Origin of the sequence: Luoshenia tenuis (assembly GCF_014384745.1) — a bacterium.
Taxonomy (GTDB): domain Bacteria; phylum Bacillota; class Clostridia; order Christensenellales.
Window position 1 is genome coordinate 519,188 of record NZ_JACRSO010000001.1, and the last position, 15,266, is coordinate 534,453.

13 protein-coding genes and 2 tRNA genes are annotated in these 15,266 nt (G+C 56.6%); all 15 read right to left on the reverse strand.

Annotated features, from left to right (window positions below; genetic code table 11):
* Position 1: 1 nt before the first annotated feature.
* Positions 2 to 1,360: a CotH kinase family protein gene (locus H8699_RS02520; RefSeq protein WP_249284341.1), complete on the reverse strand. Its 1,359-nt coding sequence runs from the start codon at positions 1,358 to 1,360 to the stop codon at positions 2 to 4.
* A gap of 18 nt (positions 1,361 to 1,378) precedes the next feature.
* Complete coding sequence (locus H8699_RS02525; protein ID WP_249284342.1) at positions 1,379 to 2,059, reverse strand: DUF4956 domain-containing protein; 681 nt, start codon at positions 2,057 to 2,059, stop codon at positions 1,379 to 1,381.
* Positions 2,060 to 2,176: 117 nt separating this feature from the next.
* The gene (locus H8699_RS02530) at positions 2,177 to 2,857 is read right to left on the reverse strand and encodes a polyphosphate polymerase domain-containing protein (RefSeq protein WP_249284343.1); all 681 of its coding nucleotides are present in this window, start codon (positions 2,855 to 2,857) and stop codon (positions 2,177 to 2,179) included.
* Positions 2,858 to 2,866: 9 nt separating this feature from the next.
* Positions 2,867 to 3,517: a TMEM198/TM7SF3 family protein gene (locus tag H8699_RS02535; protein ID WP_249284344.1), complete on the reverse strand. Its 651-nt coding sequence runs from the start codon at positions 3,515 to 3,517 to the stop codon at positions 2,867 to 2,869.
* A 3-nt stretch (positions 3,518 to 3,520) separates the two neighbouring features.
* Complete coding sequence (locus H8699_RS02540) at positions 3,521 to 4,597, reverse strand: DHHW family protein (protein WP_249284345.1); 1,077 nt, start codon at positions 4,595 to 4,597, stop codon at positions 3,521 to 3,523.
* Between the two features lie 27 nt (positions 4,598 to 4,624).
* Positions 4,625 to 6,430, reverse strand: coding sequence for a leucine-rich repeat protein (locus H8699_RS02545; protein WP_249284346.1), 1,806 nt, complete (start codon positions 6,428 to 6,430; stop codon positions 4,625 to 4,627).
* The gene (locus H8699_RS02550; protein WP_249284719.1) at positions 6,427 to 7,704 is read right to left on the reverse strand and encodes a glycosyltransferase; all 1,278 of its coding nucleotides are present in this window, start codon (positions 7,702 to 7,704) and stop codon (positions 6,427 to 6,429) included. Before H8699_RS02550 ends, H8699_RS02545 begins: the two co-directional genes overlap by 4 nt.
* Positions 7,695 to 8,489 (reverse strand): hypothetical protein, encoded by a 795-nt coding sequence (locus H8699_RS02555; protein WP_249284347.1) that lies wholly within the window; start codon positions 8,487 to 8,489, stop codon positions 7,695 to 7,697. The genes H8699_RS02550 and H8699_RS02555 overlap by 10 nt, the downstream gene beginning before the upstream one ends.
* A gap of 451 nt (positions 8,490 to 8,940) precedes the next feature.
* Entirely contained in the window at positions 8,941 to 9,339 is a 399-nt protein-coding gene (locus tag H8699_RS02560; RefSeq protein WP_249284348.1) for a DUF4854 domain-containing protein, read from the reverse strand.
* Positions 9,340 to 10,446: 1,107 nt separating this feature from the next.
* Positions 10,447 to 10,539: transfer RNA gene (locus tag H8699_RS02565), tRNA-Ser, on the reverse strand.
* Positions 10,540 to 10,580: 41 nt separating this feature from the next.
* Positions 10,581 to 10,669, reverse strand: a tRNA-Ser gene (locus H8699_RS02570).
* Between the two features lie 169 nt (positions 10,670 to 10,838).
* Positions 10,839 to 11,813, reverse strand: a complete 975-nt coding sequence (locus H8699_RS02575; protein ID WP_249284349.1) for a nucleoside hydrolase — start codon at positions 11,811 to 11,813, stop codon at positions 10,839 to 10,841.
* A 103-nt stretch (positions 11,814 to 11,916) separates the two neighbouring features.
* Entirely contained in the window at positions 11,917 to 13,104 is a 1,188-nt protein-coding gene (locus H8699_RS02580) for a hypothetical protein (RefSeq protein WP_249284350.1), read from the reverse strand.
* Positions 13,101 to 13,565 carry a hypothetical protein gene (locus H8699_RS02585; RefSeq protein ID WP_249284351.1) on the reverse strand — a complete coding sequence of 155 codons (465 nt, stop codon included), beginning with the start codon at positions 13,563 to 13,565 and terminating at the stop codon, positions 13,101 to 13,103. The genes H8699_RS02580 and H8699_RS02585 overlap by 4 nt, the downstream gene beginning before the upstream one ends.
* A gap of 206 nt (positions 13,566 to 13,771) precedes the next feature.
* Positions 13,772 to 15,265 carry a threonine synthase gene (thrC, locus tag H8699_RS02590; protein ID WP_249284352.1) on the reverse strand — a complete coding sequence of 498 codons (1,494 nt, stop codon included), beginning with the start codon at positions 15,263 to 15,265 and terminating at the stop codon, positions 13,772 to 13,774.
* Position 15,266: the final 1 nt, after the last annotated feature.

Here is a 15,266-nt window from a genome sequence, read left to right on the forward strand (position 1 = left end):
CTTATTCATCCACGCAGTAGGTGTACAGCTGGTCGATATTCGCATCCAGAAAGGCGGTACGCTCCTGCAGGCATGCTTTAAGATCGCTCACCGCATCTTCAAAGCTTTCAGGGTCCCGGCTGTTGCCCTGCTCGTCTTTTGAGAGCAGGTCTTCCTCAAACGTATAGCCCCACACCTCAAAATTGCGCTGGGGCGCGTCGCCAAGGGCTTCCACATATCCATCGATCCTGGCAAGCAGTTCTTCATCGGACCACTGGCCCTGGCGCAGCTCCCGGTAGCGCGCCACGATCTTATCTACAAAAGCGCGGTCCTGCAGCAAGCGGTCGTACCAGTTGCCATCCGCCACAAAAAAGCGGTCCGTATCATAATCCGTCCAGGGGTAATTGTCAAACCCGTTGTTAAAATCCCACACGGCTAACTTGAGCTTTCCGCCAATGTTCTTGTAGATGTAGGTGGAAAGGTGGGTCGCGTCTGGGATCATGGCCAGCTCGTTGATCAGGTAATAATCCACAAACGAATCCACGTCGATATAAGCAGCATAGCCCCTGGCAGCGTCCTTAAATCCATCGGAATACAAATTTTGTTCAAAGGTGCTGATATCTTTTTCGATCCAGCTCATCTGGTTCTGCGTCAATTTGGACGCGGAAGGGTAGACCACGCTCAGTTCGTTATCGGTCTTACCCTCTCTGGTTCCGTAATCGTCGATCACGTTCTCCTCAGTACCGCTCCTGTCCCGCTTGAGCACATAGGCCGTTTCGCCAGTGAGCAGCCCAAACTCGTAGAGATTCAGCCGCGCCTTCCCATTGGTCACCGGCTCTACAGCCAGGTAAACGCCCTGGTACTCGCCGTTGACATATACCTCGCAATACCGCGAATCCGGCGCCCAGTCCATCATCTCCCGTGACAGGTCGTAGACCAGCTTGTTGCGCACCAGCGAGCGATCCAAAAAGGGGCCGTAAAGCACCCACTCGCTGTGTTCACCCATCCCGAAAAGGCCGTAATCCCGGTCATTGGTCTGGCTTTTATAAAGCTTGAGCCGGTACTGGCGCTTATCAAAGATGTAGTAAGAAGAATTCCCGCGGAGCTTGACCGTGGCCAGCGTTTCAAACGCGTTTTTCCCGCCGCTTTGCTCCTCAATACTGACATCGGCCCAGGTGGTGCTCTCCTTATAAATGCGCTCGCCCTGGGTATCGATACGCAATACCGGCAGCTCGCCGGGCTGGCGCTGCTCCTGCGCAGTGCTCTGCGCATTTTGTGCCGCGCTAACGGAGGATTGCCCCGGCTCAGACAGCAGATTCGCCGCCGTGACCGCTCCCATCAGGGCAACGCACGCCAACAGGCCGCACATTATCTTTTTCAATGGTATTACTCCTATCCGCTATCGGCTGATATCGTCCGCCTGTTCCACCAGGTTCACGTTCTGCACGCCCTCGATCTTCATCATCCTTTGTACGATGTCGATCTGCGCGCGCTCGTCCGCCTTTTTGATGGCATTGGTCCCCACCTCATAGATCAGCTCGCAATGCTCCTTGGAGGCGTTTTTCATCCTCCGGCGCACAGCCTTGCCAAAGTGTTGGAGCACCATCGCCTCGGCCCGGTTCTGGGCGGCAATATCGCAGCGCACGATCAAAAGCATCTTTCCATCCGGCCCGATCTGGCGAAAGACGATCAAAAACAGCAGGATCACCACCGAGCTGGCCGCCGCCAGAATATACTGGGATACGCCGCAGCAGATGCCCACCGCAATGCTCCAGAAAATATACGCCGCATCCCGCACGTCTTTGACCGCGGTACGGAACCGGATGATGGACAGCGCGCCCACCATACCTAAAGAAAGCGCCACGTTGTTGCTGATCACGCTCATGATCAGCGTGGTGATGATGCTGATCATCCCCAGGGTAATATTGTACTTACGGCTGTAGGCCACCCCCGTGTAGGTGATGCGGTAGGTGAACATGATAAACAGGGCGATGATAATGGTCACGCCATTGTTCAGCAGAATCGTGCTCAGGTCCAGCGCGCCCGTATTGCTAAGGCTCTCCAAGATCAAATCTTTCATCTTTCTTATCCTCTCCGTAATTTTGTTAGGCCATTATTTTTATTGCCGGGCAGGTTTGCAGCGCAAACCGCTGGCGGTGTGGCAAAAAATATTCCCGCGCCCGCTGGCGCTTTTGTTTTACAACAATCTGGATTGGGCGTACTTGCTGTTGGAGGTCTGCAACCGGTCCAGCCGCGCCACCAGCTCTTTCAATACGCCGGGCAAAAAGTCGTTATACTTTACCTCCAGCACGCCCGTATCCAGGGGCAGCAGGGGGATCAGGCTGGGCTGCGCATCCAAAAAACTGCCCGGCACGTTGGAGGCCGCTACCTGCGTATCAAAGGTGATGCGCACATCGCTTACCGGATACAGGTAGGCCTTGCGCCAGTACTGCACCACGCTTTTGGGGGTATAGGCGCCCGTGCAAAGGCGGATATATAATTGGCGCGCCAGGGGCTGGTCCATCCCGGCCAAAAACCCGTAGTTGCCCGCCATCATATCCTGGGCCTGCTCCCGGGAGAGGGTCAGCGTCTTTTTGACCCCGTCCGTATTGGACTTGCACTTGTACTCCAGCTTGACCTGCCGGGCCTGCGCATCGTATACCCGCAGCCGGATCTTGCGCTTTTCCATGCAGCCGTCCAGGGTATCGTACAGGTCCTGATCGTTGATCGAATCAAAATACAGGGAGCGCACCATATATCCTTCCGGGCCGCCATGCGCATCCGGCTGTAAAAAGCAGGCCAGCTTTTTCTGGATCAGCAGGTAATCCTGCACGGAGATCAGGTATTTAATCTCCTTTCTAAATACGGTATTGCCCATAGCCCCCTCCTATCCCTGCGGCTTTTTCTTCCGGTTCCACCTGGCCCAAAGCGCCCGGGCATCGGCCTGGCCGGCCAGGGCCAACCGGTTGGTTTTATACTGTACAAAGGCGCCCAGCCCGGTCAAGGCCAGGGCAAGCACCCATTGCAGCGCCGCGCCTGCGGGGTAGCCCAAATAGGCCAGGCCGCCGGCGCTCAGCGTAAAGGCGCCCCAAAACGCCGTAGCCCCCACGATCAGCCAGCCGGAAAGGGGGATGGTAGCACAGGCCAGCACCGCGCCCGCCAGTAACCGCACCCACCACAGCGGGGTCAGCGCCCCGGCCAGGCCGTAGCCGATCACCCCACACACCAGAAACGCGCTGGCTTTGGGCCACTGAAAGGCCAGAAAGGCCATCACCAGCCCTACGATGGCAAAGGCCGTAACGATCGTTCCCTGATCCGCCACGCTTTGCATCAGCGCCGTCAGGCCGATCGCCGTGAGCAAAAACGCCGCTACCGCGCTCCAGACCCGGAACAGCTTATACCCGAAAAAGCAGGTCAACAGCGCGATAAGCAGCATCGCTCCCTCCAGCAGGGCCGCCCCCTGCTGGATGTACCCGCCGACCCCCATCTGTCCGCCCAGGTACACCAACATCTCATATAAGATATTGCCGCTCTCCATCGCTTATCTCCCCCCTCCCAAGCGCGCCAGGCGCTGGTTCAGCGCCGTATCCCCAAACTTGTCGGCGCTTTCGATCAGGATACAGTCGCTCACCTGATACGTTTCAAAGATCTTCGCAAAGCCTTCCTGGCCACCCTGATAGCGCTCTGCATTGACCAGATAGACCGTGTCGTAATACGGGGTGAACCACGGGGCAAAGAACTTGGCATCCGAGTTGCCCACTATCAGCAGCGTTTTCCCGTTGCCGCCATCCCCTTGAAGGATCGAATGGGAATAGTACCCGCCTATAAAAATATCCGTACCCCGGCGGGAGAGCGCCACCGCAGGGGATTCATGCTCCGAATATTGATCCGGCCCCTCTCTGACCGTCACCGTCTGCCAGTTTGCCGCGCCCTTGCGCAGGTAATAGGCCACATAATCCGTGCAGTCCTCGTCGATCTGCGCCTGATCCAGCGCGTCCAGCACGCCCTTGAAGGACTCGAACCGGTATTCTTCATAATCGCTCAGCTGCAGCATATTAAGCCCCAGCTTTTCCCCCAGCAACTGCGCCCCATAGTAGCCGCCCAGCGCCGTGATGCAATCATCCGTGCGGAAGTAGATGTACTCCTCCCGGTGCTGGTACAGGCGGTCCGTCGCATCCAGCACGGCCACATCCTCGGGCAGCCCAGCGGCGATCTGCTCCATCGCCGGGGCCACGTCGTCGGTATACTGTGCGTACTCCGTTTCCATATGGATCCGCATCGGGAAGAGCAGCACCGTTTTGTTCACGCCCTCAGGTACGGCCCCGAAAAAGGTGGCGATGCTCTGCGCGGTGCGCTGGTTGCCTTGTTCATCGTTGTAAAACCGCTCCAGCACCCGGTCAGAAAAATACACGTTCGCATCATCCACCGCCAATATCTCCTGGGACAGCGCCCTGCCATAGGGCAGGCCCTGCACCCCATAGAGCGGCTGTACCGATGCTACCGCCGGCGCGACCTGATCCACCATGTGGTTTTTCAGCGCGGCGGCGCCCACGCTGATCCCCACAACCCCCAGCAGCAGCAACAGGCTCAGCAGCGTTGCCTTTGTTCTATTCACCATCCATCCTCCTTCGGCCCAGCGGCAAAATTAGCCGGCCGCCGTTTCGCTTTCCGCCGCCAGGACCCGTACGCCTTCCGGCAGGCCTTTTTTCGCCCTTTCGTCCAGCTGCGCCAGCTCGCCTTGCAGTACGATCTGCCGCAAAGCCTCGCAGCCGCTAAAGGCGAACGCCTCAATGTGGCTGACGCTGCGCGGCAGGACCATCTCGCGCAGGGCCTTGCAGCCCTTAAACGCGCTGATGCCGATTTCGTCGATCCCCTCCGGCAGGGCGGCCGCCTTTAACGCAGCACAATCCAGAAATACATGGCCCTGCAACTGCGTTAGGTGCGTATGCTCCAGATTCTGGACGGCGCCAAGCGCGCCGCACCCCGAAAAGGCAGCCGCGCCCAGCTGTGCAAGGCTGCCCGGAAGCGCCACAGCCTTTAGGGCCGCGCAGCCCTCAAAGGCCGACTCGCCGATCCGCCGCAGCTGCCCGCAGGCGGACAGGTCGATCTTGCTCAGCCGCTTGCAGCCATAAAACGCAAAGTCTTCGATCTCCTTCAGGCTATTAGGCAGCACGACCTTTTCCAGATTCTCGCAGCCGAAGAAAAATCCCCGGCGGATCACCTGCACGCCCTCCGGGATCACCGTTTCTTTCAAATACCGGTTTTTGCGGAAGACCTCCGTGCTCATTTCGTCAAACTCCGCGGCATCCTTAAACACCGCCTTTTCCATCACCGGCAATACGGCCGTCCTGCGCAGGTTGCCCCGCCATTTTTGCCGCAGCTCTTCCTCTTCCTCGGGGGTGAGGTACACCATATCCGCATCCGGGCAGCACCGGCCCCGGGTCTCGCTGCTCACATAGCCGTAAACCTTGCAGTCCGCGCCGAAAATGATCTCGTCCCGGGCGATGACTGACTTGATCTCGCCAAACTGCCCAATCTGCACGCCGCGCTGGGTGATGACCTTCTGTTGGGTAAAGATATTGCCGTACACCTTTACGTTCTCACCCAGGTAAATATCGCCCTCGGCAAAGAGGTTGCCGTACACCACGGCGCCGTCATACAGGGTAATGGACTTGTGCGAGCGGATGTGGCCGCGCACCGTCAACCCTTCCAGCACCGTAACGGCATGCTTGCTGATCACCGTGGCCGCCAGCTCTCCATTTTCATCCGTCTGGTCGTCATCCACGTATTGTATATTGCGCACCACCGTATCGCTTAAAGCCACGGCCACCATCGCCGCGGCGCTTTCCGGTTCCGCCTGGCCCTGCTCTGCGGGCCAGCCCAGGCTGATCGAAGGGGCATACAACCGGCGAAAGCTGCAATCCCGCCCCACGGTCAGCTGGGTAGCGCTGCTGGCGCTGATGCCCAGGTCAGCGTGCTCCTCTACGCGTAAGGGGCCCAGTGCGTCCGCCCATCGGGTCAGCACGGTGCCCGCGCCCAGCGTCACCGCCTTTTTCCCATAGATGGCGCGCACTTCGTAGATCCCATCCAGATAGGCATCCTGGCAGGTATAGATCTCTTTATGGAAAACCGTGCCCGCTGGCGGGCGAAACTCCTTTTCCTTTGCGTAAACGATGCTCTCACATTCTATGGGCAGGGCCTCCAGCTTATCCGCCTCTATCAGCGCTTCCTCTTTGGACATTCGGATCTTTCCGCCGCCATCATACCCCGCCAGCGCCTTTTCCATCAGCGCCGCAAAAGAGATGCCGAAATAGCGGGGATTGCGCACCCGGTCGTTATTGATTTTAAGCGCCTCGGCCTTCTCCCCTTTCAGCGAGCGCGCGCTCATCACCAGCGGGAAAAGCAGCATGGCGATAAACAGCACGATGGCGCACACGATCACCGCAGTCATGATACCGCGCCCTCCTTATCCTTTTTTTGTTTGGCAAAGCGCTCCGTCTTGGCCCACTTGACCTTTCTATGCGTCAACAGGTCCGCAATGGCATCCAGAAAACCCAGCCCGATATTCCACATATAGAAGTAGAAGTTAAAGGTCAGCAGCGGCATCAGTTTTACATCCAGCTCCACCCCGTCGATCATCAGCGCGGTGGCGATCTCATAAAACGGCGCGAAATTGCCGTAGCTATTGTAGGCGCCTACAAAAAATACCGCCCACCAGCCCGCAAACACATTCATCTCCCCCAGGAAGAACAGCGCTACCGAATCGATCAGCGCCAGGGCCAGCAAAAACGGCACCGCGTATACCAACAGCAGCAGCATGCCATCCAGCTTCTCCCGCGCGCTCATGTATTTGGAGACCAACACCCGGAAAAAGTAGCGGAACATCACATTGTTATGCCCGCTGGACCATCTGCGCACCTGCCTGCCGCGCACTTCCCAGGTCTCGGGCACCTCCTCATAGCACTCGGCGCTGTTGGCGTAGATCACCTTCCACCCATGGGTATAAAGCCGGTAAGTCAGCTCCGTATCCTCGGCCAGCACGCGGGTATTAAAGCCGCCGGTCTCCAGCAAAAAGGCCTTGCGGAACCCGCCTACCGTGCCGCCGTACTGGGGGACGGTACGCAGATTGTACCGGGCCTGCTGATCGGCCTGGTAGCCGCCCGAGCGCTCCACGTTCAAAAGCCGGGTCAGCGTATTGGTATCCACATTATAGGGGATGACCCGGCCCATCACCGCGCCTACCTCGGGGTCCTGAAACGCCAGTGCCAGGGAGGTGAGCAGGTCTTTGCCCGGCCTGTAGTCCGCATCAAACACGATGATAACATCGCCCCGCGCCAGGCGCATGGCTTCGTTCAGCCCGGCCGGCTTTCCCCGCTCCCCCTCAAAACGGTGCAGCGGCCGGATAAAGGGGTAGCGGCTATGGTATTCTTCCAGCATCTCGGCCGTCCGGTCGGAGGAGTTATCGTTGATGGGGATGATCTCCAGCCGGTCCCGGTCATAATTGCAGGCCAGCAGGGCATCCAGCACATAAGTAAGCACCTTTTCCTCATTGTGCATGGGGATCAATACGGTGATCGAAGGCATATCGCTGTCAAAAATATCGCTGTAATACATGCGCTGGCGGCCAAACATCCGGTTGTAGGAGAAGATCGCGTGGCGCACGGCATAAACCATCATCAAAATAACGGTGCAGACAAAATACACCTTTAAGATCGTTAAAACCATTTCCAAACCGATCTCCTTTCCCCCGTGTTCACCCGGTGCACCACGTACTTGATAAATACACCGTAAAAGAAAACGAGATACAAAAAGTCAAAGAACGGCCCCAGCGAAAAGAACATCACCGGCATATATAATGAAGAAGCCGTATATATAATGTACAAAAACGTTAGATAACGCACGCTGCCAAATACCAGGGAGTACAGCATGATGCCGAAAAACGTCAGGCAGCGGGCCGGTATCGTACCGTTATTCATAAACCCGGTCACAAAGCCGGCAATCACGGTAAACGAGAGCCATATCCCCACCTGCTGTTTCATATACAGCTCGGAATACGCGCTGGCACTGTAGGGGAAATAATCCGCCGCAAAGGAAAAATAGATGCAGGCGATCAGGTGTATCAACAGCATAATCGAAAAAAAGATCGCAAGGGGCTTGCCCTTGCGCTTTGCAGAGAAACAAAACCAAAGCATTCCGCAGGTGACCAGCAAATTGGCCACGCAAAAAGGAAACGTAGGGGCCACAGAGGGCAGCTCTACATACGAAACCCCGCCCAGCAGCGGAATGTATTCCGACGTTTGAACGCCAAGCAGCGGCGCGGGGATCACCTCGGATAAGCAATAGCTAACCGCCCGGCTGAGCAGCTCGGTCATTTGAGGATAGAACGCCAGCAGCAGTATAAGAGTAGGTACTGCACAGAGCAAAATGAACAGCCACTGGTTCTTGTAGTCCTCCTTAAACCGCCGGTATGTTCGGGGATAATAGATCTGGGCCTTTTGTACGCGCTGCATCTTTAACCATCCAAATTCATAAATTTATTATACATGACATAAATATACAGTTTTTTCAACATCAATATGTAAAAGAATAGCGAGAAAACTACTTTTCGTCAATGTTTTTTTGCAAGAATTATATGGAATCTTTACGCAATTTAGTGGCGACCTAATGACCGACCCGCCATAGTCGCAAGTATTATATTAAAATATTTAAAAAATCAACTTATGCGACTTTTTTGTTCAAAAACCAAGCAAATGCTACGCATGATGAAAATTTATAAAAATCAAATACTATTTGAATAAGCTACCATAGCCGCATTGTGAGGCTTATCGCATCCAACCATGACGGGATCTATTTGATGAGCACAGGCCGGCAAACGCTGCGGTTTAAACCATCCCCTGGGCGCATCGGGGCAAAAAAAGATGGACGGGTTCTAACCCGTCCATCCTAAAATGTGTTGTTGAATTATTCGGCTTTAAATTCCTTTACCAGCAGTTCGCTGCCATCGGCATTGAGGTATTCCACTACGACCACCGGATCGCTGACTTTGGCTTCCGTCTCGATGGACTTCGCCACATTCTGGAAGGTAGATTCCTGAGAGCTGAGCGCATCTTCCAGTGCCTCTTTGATGGCATCCGAAGCGTCGATCTGCTCGTCAAAGGTATAGGTATAGATCAGCTTATTGCCCTCGCCGGTCACCTCGATATCCATGCCAGAGCCCTTCAGAGAATCGATCATGGAATCGATTTGGGTCTTGACCTCAGGCTTGGCCAGATAATCCTGCACGGTGGCAGGCTTGCTAGAGCACGCAGCCAGGGACAGCATCATCACCAGGGCCAGAACTACTGTTGCAACTCGTTTCATCGTACACTACTCCTTTAATCTGTGCTTATTTACAGGCTGCTCTCGCACCCTATAGCCGGAAGTATCAGCTCTCTTGTAGGATAAACGCATCGCGAAACGACAGCCTACAGTTATTGAAGAAAAAGCAGGGGGATCGCTGCAACATCGCATTTATCGGTCAAAGCACCGAGAAATATTATACGATAATCAGCCTAAAAAATAAACACCTGTTTTACTTTTTTGTCGAATTGGGAAGTTCATACAGGTTATTTGCTCGCGACAAAGGTAAATAGCATAAACTAATCATATTCTCTGCACTAAAAACGTCATAAAGCCAAAGCCGTCGTGAGCGCGTTTACAAGCGAACAGGCGCCGCGAGCGCGACCTTTTGCGGAAAAGGAGGAGCAAGGAAGCAGAGCGCATGGCTTTTTTACACATAAAAAAGCCGGAGCAAAGCGGACTTTGCTCCGACGTGGCGGAGAAAGGGAGATTTGAAGGCTACGCCCCAGCTTGCGGTACCCGAAAAAATCATCGGGCTGGCGCTTTCCTCGATTTTTTCGACCGCTGCGCCAACCCCTGCTCGCTTCATCGTCCCAGGCGCGCTCGCAGGCATTGGCCCGCCGGTACCCGGCGCGTCCGTTCAAGCGCTGCTTTTCCATTAAAGCCAAAGCGCATCCCCCTTTGGGAATGCGCTTTAACTTTGGAAGGGTACTTCGAAAAGATGCAGCTGCCCTGCGTCCCCGCAAAAGGTTGGTAGTGAGCCAAAGCCATCGTGAGCGCGTTTACAAGCGAACAGGCGCCGCGAGCGCGACCTTTTGCGGAAAAGGAGGAGCAAGGAAGCGGAGCGCATGGCTTTTTTACACATAAAAAAGCCGGAGCAAAGCGAACTTTGCTCCGACGTGGCGGAGAAGGGGAGATTTGAAGGCTACGCCCCAGCTTGCGGTACCCGAAAAAATCCTCGGGCTGGCGCTCTCCTCGATTTTTTCGACCGCTGCGCCAACCCCTGCTCGCTTCATCGCCCCAGGCGCGCTCGCTGCCCGTTGCCCCGCTTACCCGGCGCGTCCGTTCAAGCTCTGCTTTTCCATTAAAGCCAAAGCGCATCCCCCCTTTGGGAATGCGCTTTGGCTTTGGCGGAGAAGGGGAGATTTGAACTCCCGCGCCGGTTTCCCGACCTACACCCTTAGCAGGGGCGCCTCTTCAGCCGTACTTGAGTACTTCTCCACGCTGAAATTTAAATGATGCACCAGGCATGTTTATAAGATTGGCGGAGAGAGAGGGATTCGAACCCCCGGTGCCCAAAGGCATCACTGGTTTTCAAGACCAGCGCCATCAACCGCTCGGCCATCTCTCCAAAATCAAGCAACCAGCAATCGAAATTATAGCATGCGTAAGGCCGCCTCGTCAAGTAGCTATGCGGTATTTCCCGCCGGTCAAACGCAAAAAAATATGCCCGGTACGCATTCCTTTTAAGGGATAATAAACCCGCCCCGAAACCGGGGCGGGTCCATCCACAACTGCGGCTATTTCTGCCCGTAGTTCAGCTGGAGCTTGCAGTAGAAATCCTCCAGCGTCATGCGGGAATCCACGCTCTTAAACACCCGGATCGGCCGGTTGTTCTGATGGTGGACATAATACATATCTTTGCTGACCAACGGAGCCGGCCACCATTCCCACTCGCACTCATGCGCCTCCAGCAGGACCGATACCGTGGGCTGATCCCCCAGGTTCCAGCTCTCGCCCTGAGGCCAATGCTGCTGCCAGGCATAATCGTCGTTATATTGCACCAGCTGCTCGAAGAGATATTGCCCGATCTTCCCGTGCGGGGCCACGCGGCACTGCAACTCAGCCAAGGTCACGCGCAGCATCTTGTACACGTTTTTGGGGATCTGCCAAAAGTCGATCTCCGAACCCAGCACGATGTTGGAAGCCTGAATATCCTGATACATGTTGAACTCGAACTCGCCCGCCGGGTACTCGCCCCCGCCGATCCACACCGCCGTCAAGCGCCCGGCAATGCGCGGCTCCATCAGGTAAGCGCTGGCCAAGTCCGTAATGGCGCCCAGGAAGACCACGAACAGCGGCCGGTCATCCTCCCGCATCGCCTCATCCACGATGAACTGCGCCCCTTCCGAAACCACCGGCTGCGGCTGCTCCATCAGCGGAATCTCCGGCCCCTCGTTATAGCGGATCGCCTTAGCCGGGTCATAGGGCAGCGGCCCTGGCGCGCCCTTGAGCACTGGATACTGCCCCGTCAGGTCCATCAGCTCCAGCACTTTAAGGATCTCGTCGTAGCTCTTTTGCATGGACTCGCCCTTGCCCTCATCGGCCTTGGCCTCAAAGTGAGCGGCAATAATGCCGCGCACGTCAAACTTAGGCGTCATCAGGTGATGGGCCAGGGCGAACTGGTCGTCCGCCTCGTTCTTACAATCCGTATTGACGATAACGCGGAAACGTTTGTTCTCCGGCACGGTAAACTTATACGCATCAAAAGCCATCGTTGGTACCCCCTTTTTCATTCTTTCTCATTATAACAAACCCGGTGCAGCCGGGCCTATAACAAAGCTGCTTTGATAGGGCTAAATTTCTCCACATTACTTCTCAATAATTGGTGTTGATGGATATGATACGGTACAGCGGCATCTCATCGCCATCGTTGCGGTGCAGTGTGATATTTCCCTGCCGCCAGAGCTGCTGCTCATCCCCAGAATATCCGCTCATAAAGCTGCCGCTGATCAGATAGTCCCCCGCTTCGCTGACGCTGTAACTGATCGGGCTAAAGGAAGTGACGTAATTGATCCGATTCATGGGGGCCAGCGTATAGCCCTGCTCGGTCTGCGCTACCGCGCCGCTCGCCCTCAGCGAGCTTGGTACCTTGGGCAGTTTGCCAGAACCAAAACACCGGTTGTACAGCGCCGTCATTTCCTCATGGGTCAGGTAAACCCGCCCCTCCTCCTTGGGGTAGATCTCAAACCCGCTGAGCACCTGGGCATACTCCGCCAGCACCAGCCAAACCAGGTCGCTATCCGGCTGGCTGCCTCTTGGATACGCGCGAAACTCCGTATCGCACACGCCGCCCGCGGCAAAGTTCATGATCATGCTCATTTCCTGCAGCGCGTCCTGATCCTCCGGCGGAGCTTCGTCCACCGGCGTTTCGGGTGAGCTGTTACCCCAGCCGATCCGCGAATCCTCAATCACCTCGACCGAGCTGATCCAAAAGGTCACCAGATCCGCATAATCGCTGTATTCTTTGGCCGGCACAGCCACGTGAAAGCGAAAATCCCAGTTTTCCGCCTGCAGATAAAGGTCGGTATTGCGGTAGCTCATCCCGTCCTTATTCGTGAGATACACCATGCGGAAACAATCCAGCCCGGTGCGGTCGCTGGCCTCGTCATCCCGGGTCAGCTCCATATCCAGGCATTCTCCCTCCAGCTTTTCAATAGCCCCGTGCAGCCCGCCAAGTCCCGGGTCAGCCTTTTGCAGCCGGTCCTCCACCAAGTATATCTCACCGCTGAGCACGGTCTCGCGCTGATAGGTCCGGTCGCTATAAAGCACGTTCTCCCCCGGTTCTACGTCTTCCGTGGGCATATCGCCCACTACCAGCACCGGCCCATCCAGTTCAAAATCGCCTCGCTGCGCCACCCGCTTTTTTACCGGTGTGGGCGCGGGCGTGCTCTGCGCCGCGCTGGGCGTATTCGTCGGCGCAGCTGTGGGAAGCGCACCTTCCTGCCCGGTACAGCCGGTAAGCGCCAGCAGCGCTGCCAGCAGCCCGCAAGCCGCCTTTTTCATGCGTCCACCCCGCTTTCCCGTACAGCCTGGCGCAGGTTCAACACTGCGCCCGTTAAATAGAGCGCAGGCAGGATGAGCGCAAGCAGCCCAAAAGGGTTAAAAAGGCCATAGGCAATGCCCTGCGCCAGCACGACCCCCGTATAGGACGCGCCCAGCCAGCAGCAGACCGCGGCGGCGCGGGGCTTCTTGCCGCATACGATGCCTACGATCCCGCAGGTCATTTGCAACAGCGCGCTGCAGCCAAGGGTAATCAGCAGCTCCCAAACCAGGTTCGTGGCAATGATATAATCCAGGCTTTGTACCAATTCCGGCTCTATCGCCCCCATCATCCCGCAAAGTATGCCCATCATCGGAAGATAGAGCATGCATAATATGATGACCAACCCGGAAAAAATCACCATTATAATACCCGTGACCAGCAAAAACATGCGCCCCGGTGCCTTTCGCCTTTCCTGCGCCATCGCCCATGCCTCCTTTGCTCAAGCCGTCATCTTTTTTACTCTCTACTATTATAATCGAACTTGCGCCAAGGCGCCAGCCCTTCTTCTCCTTCGGGCGATTCTTGCTCATCCCGCCGCGCCTGACGTAAGCGCCTGCACACAGATAAAAAGACGCACCGCCCACCTTTTGGGGCGATGCGCCTTGCAGTTGTGTCTGAAAAGGCCCTTTAGGCAAACCAGCGCAGAAGATCCTGCTCCATCTCCTCTTTTTTGCAGCTGCCCTCATGGCGCACCGGCATCTCGCGCAGCGCGGCGATCTGCTCCGGGCAGCGCCAGCCAGTGGCCTGGGCCAGCTTTTGTGCCAGGTCCAGCTCATCCCCCTGGGCTTGCGCGGGGCCAAAGAGGCTGGCCATCACATCCCGGGAGAACTTGAAGGGGCTGGCCGTAGAGACCAATACGGTATGGGTCTCGTCCCCGGTTTGGCGCAGATAATCCCGATAGACGGAATAGCCCACCGCCGTATGGGTATCCATCACGTAGCCGGTATGCTGGAATACGGCGGCCATAGCGTGGGCGGTATCCTCCTCGCTGGCGCAGCCGGCCCAGAACTCCTGGCGCAGCTTTTGCGCCTGCTCCGGGGCGATCTGATAGACGCCCTCTCCCTGCAACTGCGCCATCCAGGCGCTGACCTGCGCCTCATCCTTATCGCAGATGGCGTAGAGCAGCCGCTCCAAGTTGCTGGAGATCAAAATATCCATCGAGGGGGACATGGTCTTGTAGAAAGGCCGCGTCCGGTCATACCGGCCGGTATCGAAAAAGTCCGTCAGCACGTTATTGCGGTTGGAGGCGCACACCAGTTTGTTGACCGGCAGGCCCATGTGCTTGGCGTAATAACCTGCCAGGATATTGCCAAAGTTGCCCGTAGGCACCACGAAATTCACCTTTTTGCCCACGGTGATGTCCCCGCGGCGGCACAGGTCCGCATAGGCGGAGAAGTAGTATACGATCTGCGGCACCAGCCGCCCCCAGTTGATGGAGTTGGCGGAGCTTAGTGCCCATCCTTTTTGCGAGAGCGCACCGTTAAACGCATCATCGGCAAAGATCTTTTTAACGCCGGTCTGCGCATCGTCAAAGTTCCCCTTAACGGCGCATACATGTACGTTGTCCCCTTCCTGGGTCACCATTTGCAGTTTTTGCGCCAGGGCCACCCCCTCCTCAGGGTAGAACACCGCTATGCGGGTGCCCGCCACGTCGCGGAAGCCCTCCAGCGCCGCCTTGCCGGTATCCCCGGAGGTAGCCACCAGGATCAGCACCTGCTTGCCGTCCCCGGCCTTTTCCATGGCCAGCGGCATCAGCCGCGGCAGCAGCTGCAGCGCCATATCCTTAAAGGCCAACGTGGGTCCGTGCCACAGCTCCAAAACGGAAAGCGCCCCGTCCAGGGCCGTCACCGGCGCCACATCCGCGTGGTCAAACCTGCCGGACGCGTACGCCCCATCTACCGCGGCGGATATCTCAGCCTCAGTATAATCCGTCAAAAACAGGCTCAAAATCCTTTTGGCCCGGCCCATATAATCCATCCCGCACAGCGCCGCGATATCCTCCTGGGTCAGCTGCGGCAGCGTTTCAGGCACAAAAAGGCCGCCATCGGTAGAGATCCCCTGTAAAATGGCCTGGGCCGCAGGGACGGAAAGGGCGCTTTGGCGCGTGCTTTGGTAATGCATA

Coding starts and splice junctions, on each gene's coding strand:
- H8699_RS02535 (WP_249284344.1), bottom strand. CDS start 3,517: ATGGAGAGCGGCAATATCTTATATGAGATGTTGGTGTACCTGGGCGGA.
- thrC (WP_249284352.1), bottom strand. CDS start 15,265: ATGCATTACCAAAGCACGCGCCAAAGCGCCCTTTCCGTCCCTGCGGCC.
- H8699_RS02525 (WP_249284342.1), bottom strand. CDS start 2,059: ATGAAAGATTTGATCTTGGAGAGCCTTAGCAATACGGGCGCGCTGGAC.
- H8699_RS02530 (WP_249284343.1), bottom strand. CDS start 2,857: ATGGGCAATACCGTATTTAGAAAGGAGATTAAATACCTGATCTCCGTG.
- H8699_RS02550 (WP_249284719.1), bottom strand. CDS start 7,704: ATGGTTTTAACGATCTTAAAGGTGTATTTTGTCTGCACCGTTATTTTG.
- H8699_RS02575 (WP_249284349.1), bottom strand. CDS start 11,813: ATGGCTTTTGATGCGTATAAGTTTACCGTGCCGGAGAACAAACGTTTC.
- H8699_RS02545 (WP_249284346.1), bottom strand. CDS start 6,430: ATGACTGCGGTGATCGTGTGCGCCATCGTGCTGTTTATCGCCATGCTG.
- H8699_RS02540 (WP_249284345.1), bottom strand. CDS start 4,597: ATGGTGAATAGAACAAAGGCAACGCTGCTGAGCCTGTTGCTGCTGCTG.
- H8699_RS02555 (WP_249284347.1), bottom strand. CDS start 8,489: ATGCAGCGCGTACAAAAGGCCCAGATCTATTATCCCCGAACATACCGG.
- H8699_RS02585 (WP_249284351.1), bottom strand. CDS start 13,565: ATGGCGCAGGAAAGGCGAAAGGCACCGGGGCGCATGTTTTTGCTGGTC.
- H8699_RS02560 (WP_249284348.1), bottom strand. CDS start 9,339: ATGAAACGAGTTGCAACAGTAGTTCTGGCCCTGGTGATGATGCTGTCC.
- H8699_RS02580 (WP_249284350.1), bottom strand. CDS start 13,104: ATGAAAAAGGCGGCTTGCGGGCTGCTGGCAGCGCTGCTGGCGCTTACC.